Here is a 16,118-nt window from a genome sequence, read left to right as displayed (position 1 = left end):
CATAAAAGACTGGACTTGATGTATGCGCCCCGGCAATCTTCGTTCATATTGTATATAATTGCGAGGATTATCATGCGTCTAACGACAGCTATTGCAGCGGCGATAGGGCTGCTTTCTGCGGGCTTGGCCGGTCAGGTCTCGGCCGAGCCAAAGGTCTATGCCTATCCTAGCAGCGCGAATTATTGCCCAGCTGGGCTACAGCCGGTGACGCTTGGCGGCGCTATTGGCTGCGGGACACCGAACCAGCCCATGACCTATGCAGAGGTCAAAGCGCATCCGGTGGTCCACCGTCACCGCCATCGCCACTCGCACCGCACGGTGACACTGCGCCGTTCAGCCCGTGTGCCTTGCCCGGTCGGGGCAAAGGGCTGTTCGTATCAGTGAGCTCTCAAGCAACGCCCGGCGCGGGACGCCGGGTGTTCTTTTGCGATTTTATGGCTAGAGCAGGGCGAGATCGGTGGCCATCTGCCGACCGTCGCGTCCTTCGGTCAGCTCGTAGCTGACCTTTTGATCGTCCGCCAAGCCGGTCAGGCCAGAGCGTTCGACCGCCGAAATATGAACAAATACATCGTTACCGCCGCTCTCGGGGGCGATGAACCCGTAGCCTTTGGTGGTGTTAAACCATTTCACGGTGCCCGTTGGCATAATCTCCGCGCCTCCTTTGTCTTTGCGTCTCTGCGTCGAGCAGAATGGCGAAAGCGATTGAATTGCGACCCGCCATAAGAGAAAGATCGCGCGGACTTGGAAAAAATCAAGCGATCAGGTGCGAAACCCGCAATTGGGGGCGCGATCGCGTGGCTGAGGGAGACGGATGTGCTAATTTATGGGCTGAAAAACTGTGACAGCTGTCGCAAGGCGAAAAAGGCGCTGCCAGAGGCGGAGTTAGTCGATGTTCGGGAGGCGGGCGTGCCGGGGGCGGTTTTGGCGCAGGCCCATGAGCAATTTGGCGCGGCCTTGCTCAACACCCGCTCCACCACTTGGCGGGAGCTGGATGAAGAGGCGCGCAAGCAGGCCCCGCTCGCCCTGATAGAAGCTCATCCAGCGCTGATGAAACGGCCTCTGATCTCGGTGGGTGACAAGCTATTTCTCGGTTGGAACAAAGAGATAGAGGCCGACGTTCATGCGATGCTTTAACCTCGGCCTGTAATCAGTCGGTCCAGTGACAACGGGCCGGCACCTTTGACGACGAGTACCAAAAGCAAGAACACCCAGAGCGCCCGCTGGTCAAGGATATGGGCATCGGGAAAGCGGTCGAACCACGTGCCAAGCGCGCTGCCATGGCCGTAAAGATCGGTGAGGGATTGCACCACGACAAAGCCGACCATCGCCAGTGCCGCCAGTCGGGTCAGCAGGCCAAAGACGATGAGCAGCGGCAAGATAAATTCCGCCACCGTTCCGGCGACGACGACGAGCCAATGGAACACTCCAAGCGCGTCACTGTCATAGCCCACCGCCTCAAACACGCGGGGGAAGATTTGCGCATAGGCTCCGGTGGATGGGGTAAAAATGCCTAAGGGGCCGGGCCCGAGTTTGGTCAACCCGGCATTCAGGAAATAGACCAGCAATACCGCGGCAAAGAGGAATCGGGCGAGGGTCGGAAGCAGCCAGTCGGCCCGCTCCAGACGGTCGGCGGCGTTGCGGTATAGGGTAAGAAGCCGGGTCATTTACTGCCCTCCACGGAAATTGCGCTGAAGACACCGTGGCTCAGGGCGAGGGCTAGTGCGGCTGCGAGGTCAAACGCGGGCTGGGCGCCCACCGTGGCGTCATGGGCCGCCCCGAAGGGCAAGCCGTCGGCAAGGTGGGATAGCCATAGTGCCGCTCCGGGCGGCAGCAGATGCGGCGCGGGATCATAGGCGGGGCGGGTGATTATCACATCCTGCGCTGCGCTGCGGGGCTTGGGCGCGTCCTCGGTGAAGTTATAGCGCCAGATGTCAAAAAGCGGCCAGTCTGACCGCAAGACGCGGGTCGCGGGCGCGATGGTGAGCCTTGCCCCCATCAATGCGTCGGGACCAAGCGTTTCGAAGACCTTCGGATCAAGCGGAGCCGCGTCGGCTGCGTGATAGGAGGCACGCAGCGCGAGGTCGAGCCGTGCCGCATCGGCGAGGTAGCCAATCTTGGCCAAAGGGGCGAAAGCCGCGATAAAGACGGGAAAATCCGTGCCGTAGTGCATCATCATCGGGGATGTCGGCGGATGCGCGCGGACGTAGAGCGGGGCCAATTCGGCAAAGTTGCGGGCGCCGATCAGCTTGCGCACAAGGGGAAAGGCCACTTCGAGCGCGGCGATCAGGGAATGCGTGACGTTGTTGCGATAAACGCCATAGCGCGCACCCGCCGGTTGCCCCCGGCCATCGCGCAGCCCATCGGGTGCAGACCGTGACGGATCAAGTAGGGCCGCGCGAAAGCTGTGTTGGTCGGTCACACCAGCACCTCAGCGGCGCGGGTGGCTTCGGCCCGTAGGACGGGCCAGTCGGGCACGTCATTGTCCCACTCGACCAGCACCGGCTTTGGCCCAGTTTGGGCCAGCGTGTAGCTTAGCAATTCCCAAACAGGATCGACGACCGGTTTGCCATGGCTGTCGATCAAAAGCGGCGCGCCGTGATCGTCGGTGTCATTATCATGACCGCCCACATGAATCTCGCCCACATGGTCAGTTGGGAAGGCGTCGATGTAGCCCTGTGCTGACAGCCCGAGATTGGTGGCCGAAATGAAGACATTATTGACATCCAGCAAGAGACCGCAGGAGGTACGCGCTATAATCTCGGCCAAAAAGTCCGTTTCAGACAAGTCAGATTCCGCGAACGCGAGGTAGCTGGAGGGGTTTTCCAGCAGCATTTGCCGACCCAAGACGTCTTGGACTTGGTTAATATGTGACGCCACGCGGGTCAGCGTTTCCTCGGTGTAGGGCAGCGGGAGGAGATCGTTGAGATACTCCATCCCATGGGTCGACCACGCCAGATGTTCGGAGAAAGACGCGGGCTGCGTCCGGTCACAGAGGGTTTTGAGCCGTGCCAGATGGGCCGTGTCCAGCGGCCCTTCGCCGCCGATCGACAGGCCGACACCATGGACCGACAGGGCGAAACGGTCTTGCAAGGCGCGCAGCTGCGCATGGGGGCGGCCACCGTCGCCCATGTAGTTTTCGGCATGCACCTCGATCCAGCGGACCGGGCCAGGATCGGCCATCAAGCCATCGAAATGTCGAGATTTAAATCCGACGCCGGGGGCATTGGGCAGCGTTGTAACAGGGGGGGTATCGTCGCGCATATCGGCCTCCGGCATGTTGCGGGGCGGGGTTCCGGGCGGGGATGCCGCCCGGAACGCTATAGATTAAGCGGGCAGGTCGCGGTCGAGCGCTTCCAAAGAGCCGGTCCGCTCGGTCCCGTCTGCCATGTCGGGCAGGTCGATCTCGGCGCAGGTGCCTGCGTCGACAAGGGTCCATGCGTTGCCTTGGTAATCGGTCACAGAGGTGCCCGCGCAGGTGGTGCCGGGGCCCGCTGCGCAGTCGTTCTCACCGGCCAGCGAAACGCCAAAGCATTTCTCTTGCGAAGCGGCGGTAGCGGTGGTGGCGTGGCTGCTCAGCGCGGCGGCGACGGCCCCTGCGATGGCGGCGGTTTTGAGTGTGGTGGACATTGTCGTTTCCTTCCTGATGGTTTGAACAAGTTTACTAGAGCAGCCTGCTTCCTCACAAGCCAGTCACGAGGGAGTGTGTCACGGTCCCGTCAGAAATCACGCGGAAAACTAGCGAAAATTGTAACCTTCCCGCGCAGGAAGGGAATGATTGTTACAAAAGCGCTCCGGCGGGCAGGGGGGCGAATTGCCCCTGAGGCCGCCGGAGCGCAGTTTTGTTACACGCTGTTAGCGCAGGTCAGGTGGGGTCGCATCCTGCGCCAGTTCGGCGGTGAGCGCATCGAGCGGCTGAACCGACGTTTGCTTTTGCCCCAGACGGCGCACTGAAACGGTACGCTCTTCAACTTCGCGCGCGCCCACGGCGAGGATCACCGGCACCTTGCCCAGCGAATGCTCGCGGACCTTGTAGTTGATCTTCTCGTTGCGCATATCCGCCTCGGCGCGGACGCCAGCGGCCTTAAGGGTCTCGACGACCTCGGCGACATAGTCATCCGCTTCGGAGGTGATGGAGGCGACGACGACTTGCCGCGGAGCGAGCCAGAAGGGCAGTTTGCCAGCGTGTTCCTCGATCAGAATGCCGATGAAACGCTCGAAGCTGCCCAAGGTGGCGCGGTGCAGCATCACAGGGCGGTGCTTGTTGCCGTCCTGCCCGATGAAGCTTGCCTCCAGCCGCTCGGGCAGGTTGGCATCGACCTGTAGGGTGCCGCATTGCCAGTTGCGCCCGATGGCGTCGGTCAGAGTGAACTCCAGCTTCGGCCCGTAGAAAGCGCCTTCGCCCTCCAGAACCTCAAAGTCATAGCCCGCGGCCTTGCAGGCATCGCCAAGCGCCTGCTCCATGTTGTCCCATGTCTCATCGGAACCGATCCGCTTTTCGGGGCGGGTGGAGAGCTTGATGGTCCAGTTCTCAAACCCGAGGTCGGCATAGACCTTCGACAGAAAGGCGATGAACTTGGCGGTTTCTGAGGTGATCTGATCCTCGGCGCAGAAGATATGCCCATCGTCTTGGGTAAAGCCGCGCACCCGCATGATGCCGTGCAGCGCCCCCGAAGGCTCATAGCGCGCGCAGGATCCGAATTCGGCCATGCGCAGCGGCAGGTCGCGGTAGGATTTCAGGCCCTGGTTGAACACCTGCACGTGGCAGGGGCAGTTCATCGGCTTGAGCGCGTTCACCGCCTTTTCGCGGGCATGCTCCTCATCGACCTCAACGATGAACATGTTCTCCTGGTACTTGTCCCAGTGGCCGGATTTTTCCCAAAGCTTGCGGTCCACGACCTGCGGAGTGTTCACCTCGACATAGCCGTCGCGGTCTTGCATCCGGCGCATGTAGTCCTGCAGGGTGGTGTAGATGCGCCAGCCGTTGGGGTGCCAGAAGACTTGGCCGGGCGCCTCTTCCTGCATGTGGAACAGGCCCATCTCTTTGCCCAGCTTGCGGTGGTCACGCTTGGCGGCTTCTTCGAGCATGTTGAGATGCGCGCGCAGCTTTTCCTTGCCGGTGAAGGCCACGCCGTAGATGCGCTGCAGCATCGCGCGGTCACTGTCGCCGCGCCAATAGGCACCGGCGATGGACATCAGCTTGAACGCATCGCCCGGCACTTGGCCGGTGTGCTGCAGGTGTGGGCCACGGCAGAGGTCTTGCCAATCGCCGTGCCAATACATGCGCAGCGGCTCGTCGCCGGGGATCGCGTTGATCAACTCGACCTTATAGGGCTCGTTCAAGTCTTCGTAGTGCTTGATCGCGCGGGCGCGGTCCCAAACCTCGGTCCGGACGGCGTCGCGTTTGTTGATGATCTCTTTCATCTTCTTTTCGATCGCACCGAGGTCTTCTGGGGTGAAGGGCTCTTTGCGGTCAAAGTCGTAGTACCAGCCGTCTTTGATCACCGGGCCGATGGTCACTTTGGTGTCGGGCCAGATTTCCTGCACGGCGCGGGCCATGATATGCGCGAGATCGTGGCGCACCAGTTCATTGGCCTGTTCTTCGTCGGCCATGGTGTGGATCGCAATGTCGGCGTCCGCTTCGATCGGCCACGCCAGATCGAAATGTGCGCCGTTGACAGTGGCGCTGATGGCCTTTTTGCCCAAGGATTTTGAGATGTCGGCGGCCACTTCGCCAGCGGTGATACCGGCGTCATATTGGCGGCTATTGCCATCGGGAAGGGTGAGGGAGATTTGGGCCATCTTGGGCGCTCCTCGTCGGTTTGGCGCCTACGAGACGCCCGGTTGCGGGTTATGTGTTGCGCCTATGTGGCGGGGCGGGGGCGTCTTGTCAATGCAAGCAGAGCTTGTGCGGGGAAGTTGCGACCCCGCGGTGGCGCGCTATGTCAGGCGGGCAACAACAAGGATGGGTCACATGCAAGACGACACGGCGCAGCGCGCTTTCGAGACGATTTCGGGGGCGGATGACCCGGCACCGGGGTTGGACGACAAGGCGCAGCGGGCCGAGGCGCGCAATGGGCTGCGCCATATCCTGTCGTTGTCGATGACCAAAGTGGCCGATGGGCTGATTGATCCCAAGCTGGTGTTGGCGTGGCTGCTGAGTGCCCTCGGCGCGCCTGCGGTCTTTGCGGGGGCCTTGGTGCCGATCCGTGAGGCCGGATCGCTTTTGCCGCAGATCGCGCTGGCGGGCGTGGTGCAGCGCATGGCGCGGCGCAAATGGGCTTGGGTCTGGGGCTCGGTCGGGCAGGGCGTGGCGGCGGCGCTGATCGCCCTTGCCGCGCTGAGCCTTGAAGGGGCCACGGCGGGCTATGCCATCTGCGCCGCCCTCGCGCTGCTGGCCGTTTGCCGCGCCGCCTGTTCGGTGTCGTTCAAGGAAATTCTGGGCAAGACCGTGGGCAAAACCCGGCGTGGATCGGTGACCGGCCTGGCGGGGTCCGTATCCTCGGTCGGGGTGGTGATCTTTGCCGGGCTTTTGATGTCGGGCCTGTTTCAAAGCCGCGGTGTCGTGGTGGTGGCGATTGCGCTGGCGGCAGGGCTTTGGGTCGCGGCGGCGCTGCTCTTCTCGACGATCAAAGAGACGCCGAGCGAGACCGAAAAAAACAATGGCGTGGATTTCCAACTGCTGCGCGGCAATCGCGACCTGTGGCTGTTCATTCTGGTGCGCGGGCTTTTGGTGTCGACCGCCCTTGCGCCGCCCTATCTGGTGGTGCTGGCCGGATCGTCGGAGAGCGGGCAGTTGGGGCAGTTGGGCGCTTTGGTGCTGGCCTCGGCATTGGCGTCCTTGGTCAGCTCCTATGTCTGGGGGCGGCTGTCAGATATGTCGAGCCGCCGGGTGCTGATGCTGACAGGCATCGTCGGCGCACTGGCGATGGCGCTTGCGGTGGGGCTGTGGTTTCTTGGCTTGGCGCAAGCCGTCTGGGCGATGCCCGGCGTGCTGTTTATCCTGATGATCGCCTATCACGGCGTACGGCAGGGGCGCTCGACCTACCTGGTCGACATGGCCCCGAAAGACCAGCGCGCCGCCTATGCCGCCGTGAGCAATACGGTGATCGGGCTGCTTTTGGTGCTGGCCGGGGTGCTGGGCGGTGGTGCTGCGCTGATCGGCGCGCAGGCGACGCTGATGCTCTTTGCCGTGATGGCGGTCGCCGCCGCGGTTCTGGCCCATTGGCTGCCGGAGGTTGAGCATCTTTCCGAGGACTGACTTGCCCTCATCCGCGGCGATGCCCATGATTGGGCCAAAGACGGAGGCAGCATGTCAGACAGCAAATTCATCGACACCCCAGAGGGGCGGCGCATCGCCTATCACAAGACCGAAGGGGCGGGGCCCTGCGTGGTGTTTCTGGGCGGGCTGAAGTCCGACATGATGGGGACTAAGGCGGTCTATCTCGAAGACTGGGCGCGGGCCGAGGGCCGGGCGTTTCTGCGGTTCGACTACTCCGGCCACGGGGAATCCTCGGGCAGCTTCACCGAAGGCTGCATCGGCGATTGGCACGAAGATACGCTGGCCGCAGTCGCAGCGCTGACCGAGGGACCGCTGATCGTCGTGGGGTCGTCTATGGGTGGCTGGCAGGCGCTGCTTTTGGCCCGGCACCTGCCAGAGCGCATTGCCGGGCTGGTCGGCATCGCCGCCGCACCTGATTTTACCGAAGACGGTTATTGGGCGAACTTCACCGAGGCGCAGAAACAGACGTTGGCAGAGGTCGGGCAGGTCGAACTGCCGTCGGACTATATGGAGCCCTATGTCATCACCCGCCGCATGATCGAGGATGGGCGCAAGCGGCTGGTGCTGCGGGATGCGCTCGACTTGCCGTTCCCCGTGCGGCTGCTGCAGGGCACGGCCGATACGGCCGTCAGCACGGCCACGGCGGTGCGGCTGCTGGAGCACGCGCAGAGCCCCGATATGCAACTGACGCTGGTCAAGGACGCCGATCACCGCTTCTCAGACGCGCGCTGTCTGGCGATGATCGTCGCGGCGATTAACGAGGTTTCCGGCAAAGAGGGCTGACCCGAGGCGCGGGCATGGAACCGCCGATAAGGTCGCGCCCCCGATGCCCCCCCAAACCACCCATGCTAAGAGACCGCCAAACCCAAGGGGGACGGCATGAAACCACGTCATTTCAACCGCATACCGCAGCGGAGCCTGCGCAATGGCTGAGCCGCTTGTTCTGCTGCCCGGCATGATGTGCGATGCCCGTGTCTTTACGCCACAGGTCCGAGCGCTCTCCCCACGCAGCACGGTGGTGCTGGCTCCGATCACCCAAGGGGAACGGATCGAAGAGATCGCCTCGGGCCTTTTGGATCAACTGCCACCGCGTTTCGCGTTGGTGGGGCAGGGCATGGGCGGTGTGGTGGCGCTGGAGCTTTTGCGTCGCGCCCCCGACCGGATCAGCCGCATTGCCTTGCTGGCGACGCAGGTGCTGGCCGAACTGCCCGCCATCGCCGCGGACCGGGAGCCGCAGATCATCATGGCGCAATCCGGCAAGCTGGGGGAGGCGATGCAGGCGCGGATGGCCTCGGGCTTTCTCGCCCCCGGCAAGGGGCGGGGCGAGGTGCTGACCCGGGCGATGGAGATGGCCGAGACACTGGGCGGCGATACCTTTGTGCGCCAGTCTCGTGCTCTGCAACGGCGGCGGGACCAGCAAGCGGTGCTGCGCAAATGCAAGGTGCCGGCACTGGTGCTTTGTGGGGAGCATGACATGCTCTGCCCCGTCAAACGCCACGCCTTCATGGCCGAGATGATCCCCTACGCCAAGCTGACGGTGCTGGAGGATGCAGGCCATTGGCCCAGCCTAGAGGCACCAGAGGCCACAACCGCCGCGCTGCGCAACTGGCGGCATCAACCTCTGGTGCTGCAATAGGGCGGCGGCTCAGGCCGCTGCCGGTTTGTCGGTCTTCTTGGGCGCGGATTTCTGAGACTCGGGCGTTTTCGGCTCGGCCTGGCCATTGTTGGCATCGATAAAGTCCAGCACCAAGGGCCGGATATTGTTGCGCCAGCTTTTGCCCGCGAAGATCCCGTAGTGGCCCGCCCCATCTTCGAGATGGCTGGCCTTTTTGGAATCCGGCAGACCGGTCAGCAGATCAAGAGCGGCAATGCACTGGCCGGGGGCCGAAATGTCGTCCTTGCTGCCCTCAACCGTTTTGACCGCCACCGTGGTAATCTTGCCGATATCGACCTGACGGCCCGCCACGGTAAAGACGTTCCGCGCGATCTCGCGTTCCTTGAACACGCGCTGCACGGTCGAGAGGTAGAACTCCGCCGGCATGTCCATCACGGCGAGGTATTCGTCGTAGAATTTGTTGTGTTTGTCATGCTCATGCGCCGCTTTTTGCGCCACGCGGGTGATCTGATTGGTAAAGGCATCGCGGTGGGTGTCGTTGTTCATCGAAATGAACGACGCCAGTTGCAATAGACCGGGATAGACCTTGCGGCCCACGCCCGCGTATTTAAAGCCGACCCGCTGGATCATCATCTGCTCAAGCTGGCCCATGGTCACGCTATGGCCAAAGTCGGTCACATCCGTCGGCGTGGCATCAGGATCGATCGGCCCGCCGATCAGCGTCAGTGTGCGCGGCTGCGCTTCGGGCGCTTCTTCGGCCAGATAGGCGGTGGCGGCCAAGGTCAGCGGGGCGGGCTGACAGACCGCGATCACATGGGTGTCGGGGCCAAGGTGGTGCATGAAATCAACGAGGTAGAGCGTATAATCCTCGATGTCGAATTTGCCTGCGCTAACTGGAATATCACGCGCATTGTGCCAGTCTGTCACATAGACGTCGCAATCAGGCAGCAGGGAGATCACGGTGGACCGAAGGAGCGTGGCATAATGACCGGACATTGGCGCAACCAGCAGAACCTTGCGGCCCGTCTCTTTGCGGCCTTGGACCGAGAATTTCAGCAGATCGCCAAAGGGGCGTTCCATCACCGGCTCGATGCTGACCAGACAATCTTGGCCTGTGGGACCGACCACCGGGGGGATGTCCCAATCGGGCTTCACGACCATGCGGGCGAAACTACGCTCCGTCACTTCGCCCCATGCGGCGAGCCATTCCATCGCAGGGTTTGGAAACAGAGAGAAAGCCGGGTAGGATGCCATAGCAAGCGCCGAAGCGCCGAGCCATTGATTGGTATTCCGGATGGACTCCATCATGTCGTAGGTGGCCATATAGCGCATGTGGGGGCTCCTTTATGCTGCACCTGCAAAGATAGGAGGTAAGGGTTAAGATGACAACAGAATCCGAAAATCCCGAGCTCACTGAGCCTCAAGCCCTGTCTCGTATGGCGCAAAACCTGAAAAAGGTTGAAGAATTAAGTAAGCGCCTGACCCGCGTGATGTCGCAGCGCGAGGGCCATCAGCCCGCGTTGGACGGGCCGAACCAACAGCTTTTCGCGAAAGCAGCACAGTCTTACTGGGCCGAGGCGATGACAAATCCGGCCCGTTTGATGGAGCATCAGATGGGCTATTGGACCAAATCGGTCGCCCATTTCGTCGAGGCGCAGCAGGCGCTGGCCAAGGGCGGGCTGGCCCCGGTCGAGGGGGAGGCGCCCACCGACAAACGTTTTGCCAATCCGCTGTGGCAAACCCATCCCTATTTCAACTTCATCAAACAGCAGTATCTGATCAACGCCGAAGCGCTGCGCCAAGCGGTCGAAGACGCCCAAGACATGGACCCGGCCGAGAAGAAGCGGCTGGTCTATTTCAGCCAGCAGATCATCGCGATGATGTCGCCGACCAATTTCCTTGCCACCAACCCCGATGTTTTGGAGCGCGCGGTAGAGACCGAAGGCGAGAGCCTTGTAAAGGGGCTGGAAAACCTGATCGCTGATTTGGAGGCCAACAACGGCGAGTTGGTCGTTAAACTGGCGGATGACAGCGCCTTCGAGTTGGGCCGTAACATCGCCACCACGCCCGGCAAGGTGGTGTTTCGCAACCGCATGTTCGAGCTGATCCAATACACGCCCAGCACCGAAGAGGTGCACAAGACCCCGCTGCTGATCTTCCCGCCATGGATCAACAAGTTCTACATCCTCGACCTCACGGCGCAGAACAGCCTTGTCAAATGGCTTGTCGATCAGGGGCACACGCTGTTCGTCGTCTCATGGGTGAACCCCGATGTCAGCTATGCCCAGATCGGCATGGAGGATTACGTCGAAGAAGGCTACCTCGCCGCGATTGAAGAGGTGAAGGCGATCACGGATGAAAAGCGCGTGAATGTCGTCGGCTATTGTATTGCGGGCACCACGCTGGCGCTGACGCTCTCGCTGTTGAAAAAACGCAGCGACACATCGATCAAATCCGCGACCTTCTTCACCGCGCTCACCGATTTCTCGGATCAGGGCGAATTCCAGCCCTTCCTCACCAATGACTTCATCGACGGGATCGAGGCCGAGACGGCGGACAAGGGCATCCTGCCCTCCGTGGTCATGGCGCGGACATTCTCTTTTCTGCGCTCCAACGATCTGGTCTATGGCCCCGCCGTGCGCAGCTATATGATGGGCGAGACCCCACCGGCCTTTGATCTGCTCTATTGGAACGGGGACGGGGCCAATCTGCCGGGGCAAATGGCGATGCAATATCTGCGCGGCCTGTGCCAGCGGAATGAATTAGCCGAGGGCGGGTATAAACTGCTGGGCGAGCGGCTGACTCTCGACGATATCGAAGTGCCGCTCTGCGCTGTGGCCTGCGAGACCGACCATATCGCGCCGTGGAAAGACTGCTACCGCGGCGTGCAGCAGATGGGCTCGAAGGACAAGACCTTTATCATGGCGCAATCAGGCCATATCGCGGGTATCGTGAACCCGCCCAGCCGCAATAAATACGGCCACTATGTGAACGGTGATCTTAGTCAAGATTACGCAGCTTGGCGCGAGGCCGCAGCTTATCACGAAGGATCATGGTGGCCGCGGTGGGGCAAGTGGCTGGTCAAACGTGCAGGCACTATGATTCCCGCGCGCTTTCCCGGCGATGATGGCCGCGAGGTACTTGGCGACGCGCCGGGCGCCTATGTGGCTCGCAAGGCAAATGACTGATTACCTTACGTAATCTTGGCGCGCTAGGTAGCTTATGCTGCAATGCAGAAAAAACCTTGAAATGCTGCACTGCGGCATCTATATTGTGGTCAGACGCGAAACGGACGGGTCTTCCCGCTCCCTTGCCACAGCAGCAGTAAAAGGATTGAGACATGACCAAGACACCTGACATGACCGCGATGTTCAAAGACATTATGGGCGCTTTCCCCGTGGATAACGCCGCCATGCAAGACGCATTCAAAAACACCGCCTCCCTGAACGAGAAACTCTCGGGCGTTGCTTTTGACGCGGCTGAAAAATCGGCTGATATCTCCACCGCCTGGACCAAAGAAACTCTGTCCCGCCTGACCGAGATGACCAAAGTCAAAGCCGAGCCCACAGACTACGCCAAAGCGATGACCGATTTCGCTTCCGCCTCCGCTGAATCCGCGGCCGAGCATATGGCCGCCTTCGCCGAGATTGCGAAAAAGGTGCAGATGGACACTGTCGAGCTGATGATGTCGGCTGGCAAAGAGTTCCAGAGCGACGCGACTGCCGCAGCGACCAAGACAGCCGAGAACGCTCAGGCTGCTGCCAAGAAATCCACCGTGAAATAAACCGCCCGTCGGTTTTATCTTCTCGGCATGATGCCTAGAAAAAGGGCAGGTCCAATCGGGCCTGCCCTTTTGTCATGCGCTCTTTCTATTTGCCGATCCCTGTCCTAAGCTGCGATGCAGCACCACTGGTCGGGAGTAACATCATGGCGGACAAACCGAAGCCCTTGCTGATAAAACGCTATGCCAGCCGCAGGCTCTACAATACCGAAACAAGCGATTACGTCACCTTGGAGGATATCGCCGGTTTCATCCGCGATGGCCGTGAGGTTCAGATCGTCGACCTGAAGTCTGGCGATGACCTGACACGGCAATATCTGTTGCAAATCATCGCCGAACACGAAAGTCGGGGCGAAGCCGTCTTGCCGGTCGATGTGCTCACCGATTTGGTCCGCAGCTATATGTCGGGCAATGTTTCGGTGGTGCCGCAGTTCTTGCAGGCCTCTTTCGACATGCTCCGCGATGGGCAGAGCAAAGTGGTCGAAAACATGAGCGCGATGAACCCGATGGCCAAAATGCCCGGCATGGAAGCGATGCAGGCGCAGCAAGAAGCCTTCATGAAAGCGATGACAGGGGGCTGGGCCAAATCGACCGCACCGGAACCACCCAAGCCGCAGGCCGAACAGGGCGACGATCTGGATGCGATCAAAAAGCAGTTGGCCGAATTGCAAGACAAACTGTCAAAGCTGAACTGACCCACCCCCGGAGAGGGAGCCCTGCGCTCCCTCCTTTCGGTGCACCCTATGCAGCCTGCGCATCCGCCACATCGGCCAGCGCCGCCAAGATCACATCCGCCACAGCGTCGATCTCATCCAGCGTCAACTGAACCGGCAGGCGCACGTCACAGGCCCGCATCAACATGGCGCGGGTACGCGGCAGGTCAGGCAGGTCTTCGATGAATTGCCAGTTCCAAAAAGCCCGGGCGTTATCGGTGCTCTGGCCAAAGACCTGCACCTTCACACCCGTCGCTTCAGCCGCCGCGGCGAAGGCGCGGATCGTGGCATCGGGCAGACCGACCAGATTGAACTGGATCGAATCCGGCGCGCGGGTCTCTCCGGGCAGGGGGCTTGGCACCTCGATCAACGGTGAGGTCGCCAGCCGCGCGGCCATGTGATCATGATTGCGCAGCCCATCCGCCACCCGGCGCGGCAGATGCGACAATTGCGGACGGATGATCGCCGCCGATAGGTTCGACATGCGCAGATTGTAAAGCGGCAGCCGGTTCTGCCATTTGGCAAAGCTGTCTTGCAGGGCTGCGTGTTTCTTCCAATTATGCTCATAGGCGCCCGACATGATGATGGCGCGCGCCACCAGATCGGCATCATCGGTGATCAGGATGCCCCCTTCGCCGGCGTTGATCATCTTGTAGGACTGAAAAGAGAAACAGCCGATTTTGCCAATCGTGCCAATCTTTCGCCCCTGCCAAAGCGTTCCCAGTGAATGGGCGGCGTCTTCGATCACCGCCACATCGGCGGCCTCACAAAGCGCCATGATCGCATCCATATCCGAAGTGTGCCCGCGCATATGGCTGATAATCACGGCCTGAACACCGGGCAATTTGGCGGCGAAATCCGCAAGATCGACGCGGTAATTCTCGCCCACCTCGCAAAGCACCGGCTTGTAGCCTGCGTGGATCACCGCAGAGGGCACGGCGGCGAAAGTGAACCCGGGGATCAGCACCGACGCCTCTTTCGGAAGGTCCAAGGCGAGCAACGACAGAAACAGCGCGGCAGAGCATGAAGAAACGGCCAGCGCATATTCGCTGCCCATCATCTGCGCGAATTCGACCTCCAGCAAGGAAACAGGCGCGTCCTTTGCTGCGGTGTAGCGAAAAAGATCACCGCTTTGCAAAAGCGCCGCAATGGCGGCCTCGGCTTCAGCGGGAATAGGTTCGGCGCGGTGCATGTCGGGCAAAGCCATATTTCAAAATCCTGAATAATGATTTCCAGAATTGTAAAACAACGCGCCGCGCAGGCCAAGAGAAGACCAGCGCAACCCGCACCCCAGTTCTTCCTTCATTCTTTCTCAAATACCCGCGGGGGAATCGCGCCCCCGGCGCGATGGGGGCAGCGCCCCCGCTTTTCAAAGGCCCGCCCAAAACGAGCCCCCCGCCATTGCCGCTCACGCTGGAGAAGTCAAAGACCCAGCCGATCCCGCGTCGCATACCAAAGCATGGCCAGCACCAGAAGCGGGCTGCGCAGAGAGGCGCCACCTGGAAATGCCTGCGTCGGGATCGCGGCCATCGTGTCGAAACCAGCAGCATCGCCCTCGATCGCCTTGGCCATCAGATAGCCCGCATGGGTCGCGGTGCCGACCCCGTGGCCAGAATAGCCGGAAGCCGATAAGATGTTCGGCGCCAGCCGCGCGACATAGGGCAGGCGCTTCATCGTGATGCCCAGGGTGCCGCCCCAAGCATAGTCGATCTTCACATCCCTCAACTGCGGAAAGACCTGCGACATCGGTTTGCGCACCTTGGCGGCGATGTCCTGCGGGAACCGGTAGCCATAGCTTTCGCCGCCCCCGAAAAGCAGCCGCCCGTCGTGCGACAGCCGAAAGTAATTCACCACGAACCGGCTGTCAGCCACGGCCACGTCGCGCGGCAGCACGTCATTTACGCGGTCGCCCAAGGGTTCGGTGGCGGCAATGAAGTTGTTGATTGGCATGACCCGCGCGGCCACGTCGCCGTTCAACTTGCCCAGATAGCCGTTGCAGGCCAGCACCACATGGTCGGCGGTGACGCTGCCGGTGGCGGTCTGCACAATCGCCTTGCTGCCTTCGACGATATTCTCGGCGGGGCTTGTCTCATGAATGCGCACCCCCGCGGCGGCGGCGGCGCGGGCAAGGCCAAGCGCATAGTTCAGCGGATGCAGATGCGCCGCGCCCATATCCAGCACACCGCCCTTGTAGTCGGGCGAGGGGCAGACCTCTTGCAGCGCGGCGTGATCCAGCACCTCGATCTCATCATAGCCGTAGTGCTTTTGCAGATGCTCTGCATAGTCGTGCAGATGCCGCACGTCAGAGGCGGTTGACCCGGTCCATGCCACACCGGGTTTCAGGTGGCAGTCGATCTCATGCTTTTCGATCAGCGATTTGACCAGCGCCTTGGCCTCTTGCCCCATCTCCCAGAGCTTGGTGGCATGCGCTTGGCCCAGCATTTTCTCCAGACCGTCTTGCTCAACCCGCTGGCCCGACCCCAACTGCCCGCCGTTGCGGCCCGACGCGCCAAAGCCCACGCGCTGCGCGTCCAAAAGCACCACGTCATAACCCGCCTCGGCCAGATGCAGCGCAGCCGAAAGGCCGGTATAGCCCCCGCCAACGACACAGACATCGGCTTTGGTGTCGCCCTGAAGCGGCGGGTGGGCCCGGTGCTTCGTGGCGGTGGCGGCGTACCAGCTGGTGGGATACTGGCCGGGCGTGTCGTTGGCGTAAAGCAGGTTCATCGG

At 61.5% G+C, this 16,118-nt stretch carries 17 protein-coding genes; 8 read left to right on the top strand and 9 right to left on the bottom strand.

Annotation, left to right across the window (positions count from 1 at the left end; translation table 11 throughout):
* Window positions 1–72 precede the first annotated feature (72 nt).
* Entirely contained in the window at window positions 73–384 is a 312-nt protein-coding gene (locus K3758_RS12440) for a hypothetical protein (RefSeq protein ID WP_259945402.1), read from the top strand.
* A 54-nt stretch (window positions 385–438) separates the two neighbouring features.
* Here the strand turns inward: K3758_RS12440 and K3758_RS12435 are convergent, their stop codons facing one another.
* A complete protein-coding gene (locus tag K3758_RS12435) occupies window positions 439–645 on the bottom strand; it encodes a cold-shock protein (RefSeq protein WP_067262111.1) in 207 nt (68 codons plus the stop codon).
* Between the two features lie 168 nt (window positions 646–813).
* Here K3758_RS12435 and K3758_RS12430 point away from each other — a divergent pair, with 168 nt between their 5' ends.
* Window positions 814–1,134: an arsenate reductase family protein gene (locus K3758_RS12430; RefSeq protein ID WP_259950086.1), complete on the top strand. Its 321-nt coding sequence runs from the start codon at window positions 814–816 to the stop codon at window positions 1,132–1,134.
* Here K3758_RS12430 and K3758_RS12425 read toward each other — a convergent pair.
* The 5 genes from K3758_RS12425 to thrS all read right to left on the bottom strand — a co-directional run bounded on the left by K3758_RS12425 (window position 1,131) and on the right by thrS (window position 5,799).
* A complete protein-coding gene (locus K3758_RS12425; protein WP_259945396.1) occupies window positions 1,131–1,664 on the bottom strand; it encodes a DoxX family protein in 534 nt (177 codons plus the stop codon). The genes K3758_RS12430 and K3758_RS12425 overlap by 4 nt on opposite strands.
* Complete coding sequence (locus K3758_RS12420) at window positions 1,661–2,419, bottom strand: DNA-binding domain-containing protein (protein ID WP_259945395.1); 759 nt, start codon at window positions 2,417–2,419, stop codon at window positions 1,661–1,663. Before K3758_RS12420 ends, K3758_RS12425 begins: the two co-directional genes overlap by 4 nt.
* Window positions 2,416–3,261: a DUF692 domain-containing protein gene (locus K3758_RS12415; RefSeq protein ID WP_259945392.1), complete on the bottom strand. Its 846-nt coding sequence runs from the start codon at window positions 3,259–3,261 to the stop codon at window positions 2,416–2,418. The genes K3758_RS12420 and K3758_RS12415 overlap by 4 nt, the downstream gene beginning before the upstream one ends.
* A 63-nt stretch (window positions 3,262–3,324) precedes the next feature.
* Window positions 3,325–3,627, bottom strand: a complete 303-nt coding sequence (locus K3758_RS12410) for a DUF2282 domain-containing protein (protein ID WP_259945390.1) — start codon at window positions 3,625–3,627, stop codon at window positions 3,325–3,327.
* Window positions 3,628–3,852: 225 nt separating this feature from the next.
* Window positions 3,853–5,799 carry a threonine--tRNA ligase gene (gene thrS / locus K3758_RS12405; protein ID WP_259945388.1) on the bottom strand — a complete coding sequence of 649 codons (1,947 nt, stop codon included), beginning with the start codon at window positions 5,797–5,799 and terminating at the stop codon, window positions 3,853–3,855.
* 172 nt (window positions 5,800–5,971) lie between these two features.
* On the opposite strand from thrS, the gene K3758_RS12400 reads away from it, so the two are divergent.
* The 3 genes from K3758_RS12400 to K3758_RS12390 all read left to right on the top strand — a co-directional run bounded on the left by K3758_RS12400 (window position 5,972) and on the right by K3758_RS12390 (window position 8,915).
* On the top strand, window positions 5,972–7,258 hold the full coding sequence (locus K3758_RS12400; RefSeq protein WP_259945386.1) for an MFS transporter: 1,287 nt from the start codon (window positions 5,972–5,974) through the stop codon (window positions 7,256–7,258).
* 51 nt (window positions 7,259–7,309) lie between these two features.
* On the top strand, window positions 7,310–8,062 hold the full coding sequence (locus tag K3758_RS12395) for a carboxylesterase (RefSeq protein WP_259945383.1): 753 nt from the start codon (window positions 7,310–7,312) through the stop codon (window positions 8,060–8,062).
* Window positions 8,063–8,204: 142 nt separating this feature from the next.
* On the top strand, window positions 8,205–8,915 hold the full coding sequence (locus K3758_RS12390) for an alpha/beta fold hydrolase (protein ID WP_259945381.1): 711 nt from the start codon (window positions 8,205–8,207) through the stop codon (window positions 8,913–8,915).
* Window positions 8,916–8,924: 9 nt separating this feature from the next.
* Here the strand turns inward: K3758_RS12390 and phaZ are convergent, their stop codons facing one another.
* Window positions 8,925–10,226: a polyhydroxyalkanoate depolymerase gene (phaZ, locus tag K3758_RS12385; protein WP_259945379.1), complete on the bottom strand. Its 1,302-nt coding sequence runs from the start codon at window positions 10,224–10,226 to the stop codon at window positions 8,925–8,927.
* Window positions 10,227–10,276: 50 nt separating this feature from the next.
* On the opposite strand from phaZ, the gene K3758_RS12380 reads away from it, so the two are divergent.
* The 3 genes from K3758_RS12380 (at window position 10,277) to phaR (ending at window position 13,370) form a co-directional block, all read left to right on the top strand.
* A complete protein-coding gene (locus tag K3758_RS12380; RefSeq protein WP_259945376.1) occupies window positions 10,277–12,082 on the top strand; it encodes an alpha/beta hydrolase in 1,806 nt (601 codons plus the stop codon).
* 152 nt (window positions 12,083–12,234) lie between these two features.
* Window positions 12,235–12,678: a phasin family protein gene (locus K3758_RS12375; protein WP_067622858.1), complete on the top strand. Its 444-nt coding sequence runs from the start codon at window positions 12,235–12,237 to the stop codon at window positions 12,676–12,678.
* 143 nt (window positions 12,679–12,821) lie between these two features.
* Window positions 12,822–13,370 (top strand): polyhydroxyalkanoate synthesis repressor PhaR, encoded by a 549-nt coding sequence (phaR, locus tag K3758_RS12370; RefSeq protein ID WP_259945368.1) that lies wholly within the window; start codon window positions 12,822–12,824, stop codon window positions 13,368–13,370.
* A 46-nt stretch (window positions 13,371–13,416) separates the two neighbouring features.
* Here the strand turns inward: phaR and K3758_RS12365 are convergent, their stop codons facing one another.
* Together K3758_RS12365 and K3758_RS12360 are read right to left on the bottom strand one after the other, a co-directional pair.
* Window positions 13,417–14,595 carry a DegT/DnrJ/EryC1/StrS aminotransferase family protein gene (locus tag K3758_RS12365; RefSeq protein ID WP_259945366.1) on the bottom strand — a complete coding sequence of 393 codons (1,179 nt, stop codon included), beginning with the start codon at window positions 14,593–14,595 and terminating at the stop codon, window positions 13,417–13,419.
* A gap of 215 nt (window positions 14,596–14,810) precedes the next feature.
* The gene (locus K3758_RS12360; protein WP_259945363.1) at window positions 14,811–16,115 is read right to left on the bottom strand and encodes an FAD-binding oxidoreductase; all 1,305 of its coding nucleotides are present in this window, start codon (window positions 16,113–16,115) and stop codon (window positions 14,811–14,813) included.
* Between the last annotated feature and the right edge of the window lie 3 nt (window positions 16,116–16,118).

The organism is Sulfitobacter sp. W002, from assembly GCF_025142135.1.
In the GTDB taxonomy this organism is placed as follows: domain Bacteria; phylum Pseudomonadota; class Alphaproteobacteria; order Rhodobacterales; family Rhodobacteraceae; genus Sulfitobacter; species Sulfitobacter profundi.
The sequence above is the reverse complement of the archived record's forward strand: the minus strand, read 5'-3'. Positions and strand labels throughout refer to the sequence as shown.

Excerpts from the sequence above, each read along its gene's own strand:
- K3758_RS12440 (WP_259945402.1), top strand. The coding sequence starts at position 73 with ATGCGTCTAACGACAGCTATTGCAGCGGCGATAGGGCTGCTTTCTGCG.
- K3758_RS12435 (WP_067262111.1), bottom strand. The coding sequence starts at position 645 with ATGCCAACGGGCACCGTGAAATGGTTTAACACCACCAAAGGCTACGGG.
- K3758_RS12425 (WP_259945396.1), bottom strand. The coding sequence starts at position 1,664 with ATGACCCGGCTTCTTACCCTATACCGCAACGCCGCCGACCGTCTGGAG.
- K3758_RS12415 (WP_259945392.1), bottom strand. The coding sequence starts at position 3,261 with ATGCGCGACGATACCCCCCCTGTTACAACGCTGCCCAATGCCCCCGGC.
- K3758_RS12410 (WP_259945390.1), bottom strand. The coding sequence starts at position 3,627 with ATGTCCACCACACTCAAAACCGCCGCCATCGCAGGGGCCGTCGCCGCC.
- thrS (WP_259945388.1), bottom strand. The coding sequence starts at position 5,799 with ATGGCCCAAATCTCCCTCACCCTTCCCGATGGCAATAGCCGCCAATAT.
- K3758_RS12400 (WP_259945386.1), top strand. The coding sequence starts at position 5,972 with ATGCAAGACGACACGGCGCAGCGCGCTTTCGAGACGATTTCGGGGGCG.
- K3758_RS12395 (WP_259945383.1), top strand. The coding sequence starts at position 7,310 with ATGTCAGACAGCAAATTCATCGACACCCCAGAGGGGCGGCGCATCGCC.
- K3758_RS12390 (WP_259945381.1), top strand. The coding sequence starts at position 8,205 with ATGGCTGAGCCGCTTGTTCTGCTGCCCGGCATGATGTGCGATGCCCGT.
- phaZ (WP_259945379.1), bottom strand. The coding sequence starts at position 10,226 with ATGCGCTATATGGCCACCTACGACATGATGGAGTCCATCCGGAATACC.
- K3758_RS12380 (WP_259945376.1), top strand. The coding sequence starts at position 10,277 with ATGACAACAGAATCCGAAAATCCCGAGCTCACTGAGCCTCAAGCCCTG.
- K3758_RS12375 (WP_067622858.1), top strand. The coding sequence starts at position 12,235 with ATGACCAAGACACCTGACATGACCGCGATGTTCAAAGACATTATGGGC.
- phaR (WP_259945368.1), top strand. The coding sequence starts at position 12,822 with ATGGCGGACAAACCGAAGCCCTTGCTGATAAAACGCTATGCCAGCCGC.
- K3758_RS12365 (WP_259945366.1), bottom strand. The coding sequence starts at position 14,595 with ATGGCTTTGCCCGACATGCACCGCGCCGAACCTATTCCCGCTGAAGCC.
- K3758_RS12360 (WP_259945363.1), bottom strand. The coding sequence starts at position 16,115 with ATGAACCTGCTTTACGCCAACGACACGCCCGGCCAGTATCCCACCAGC.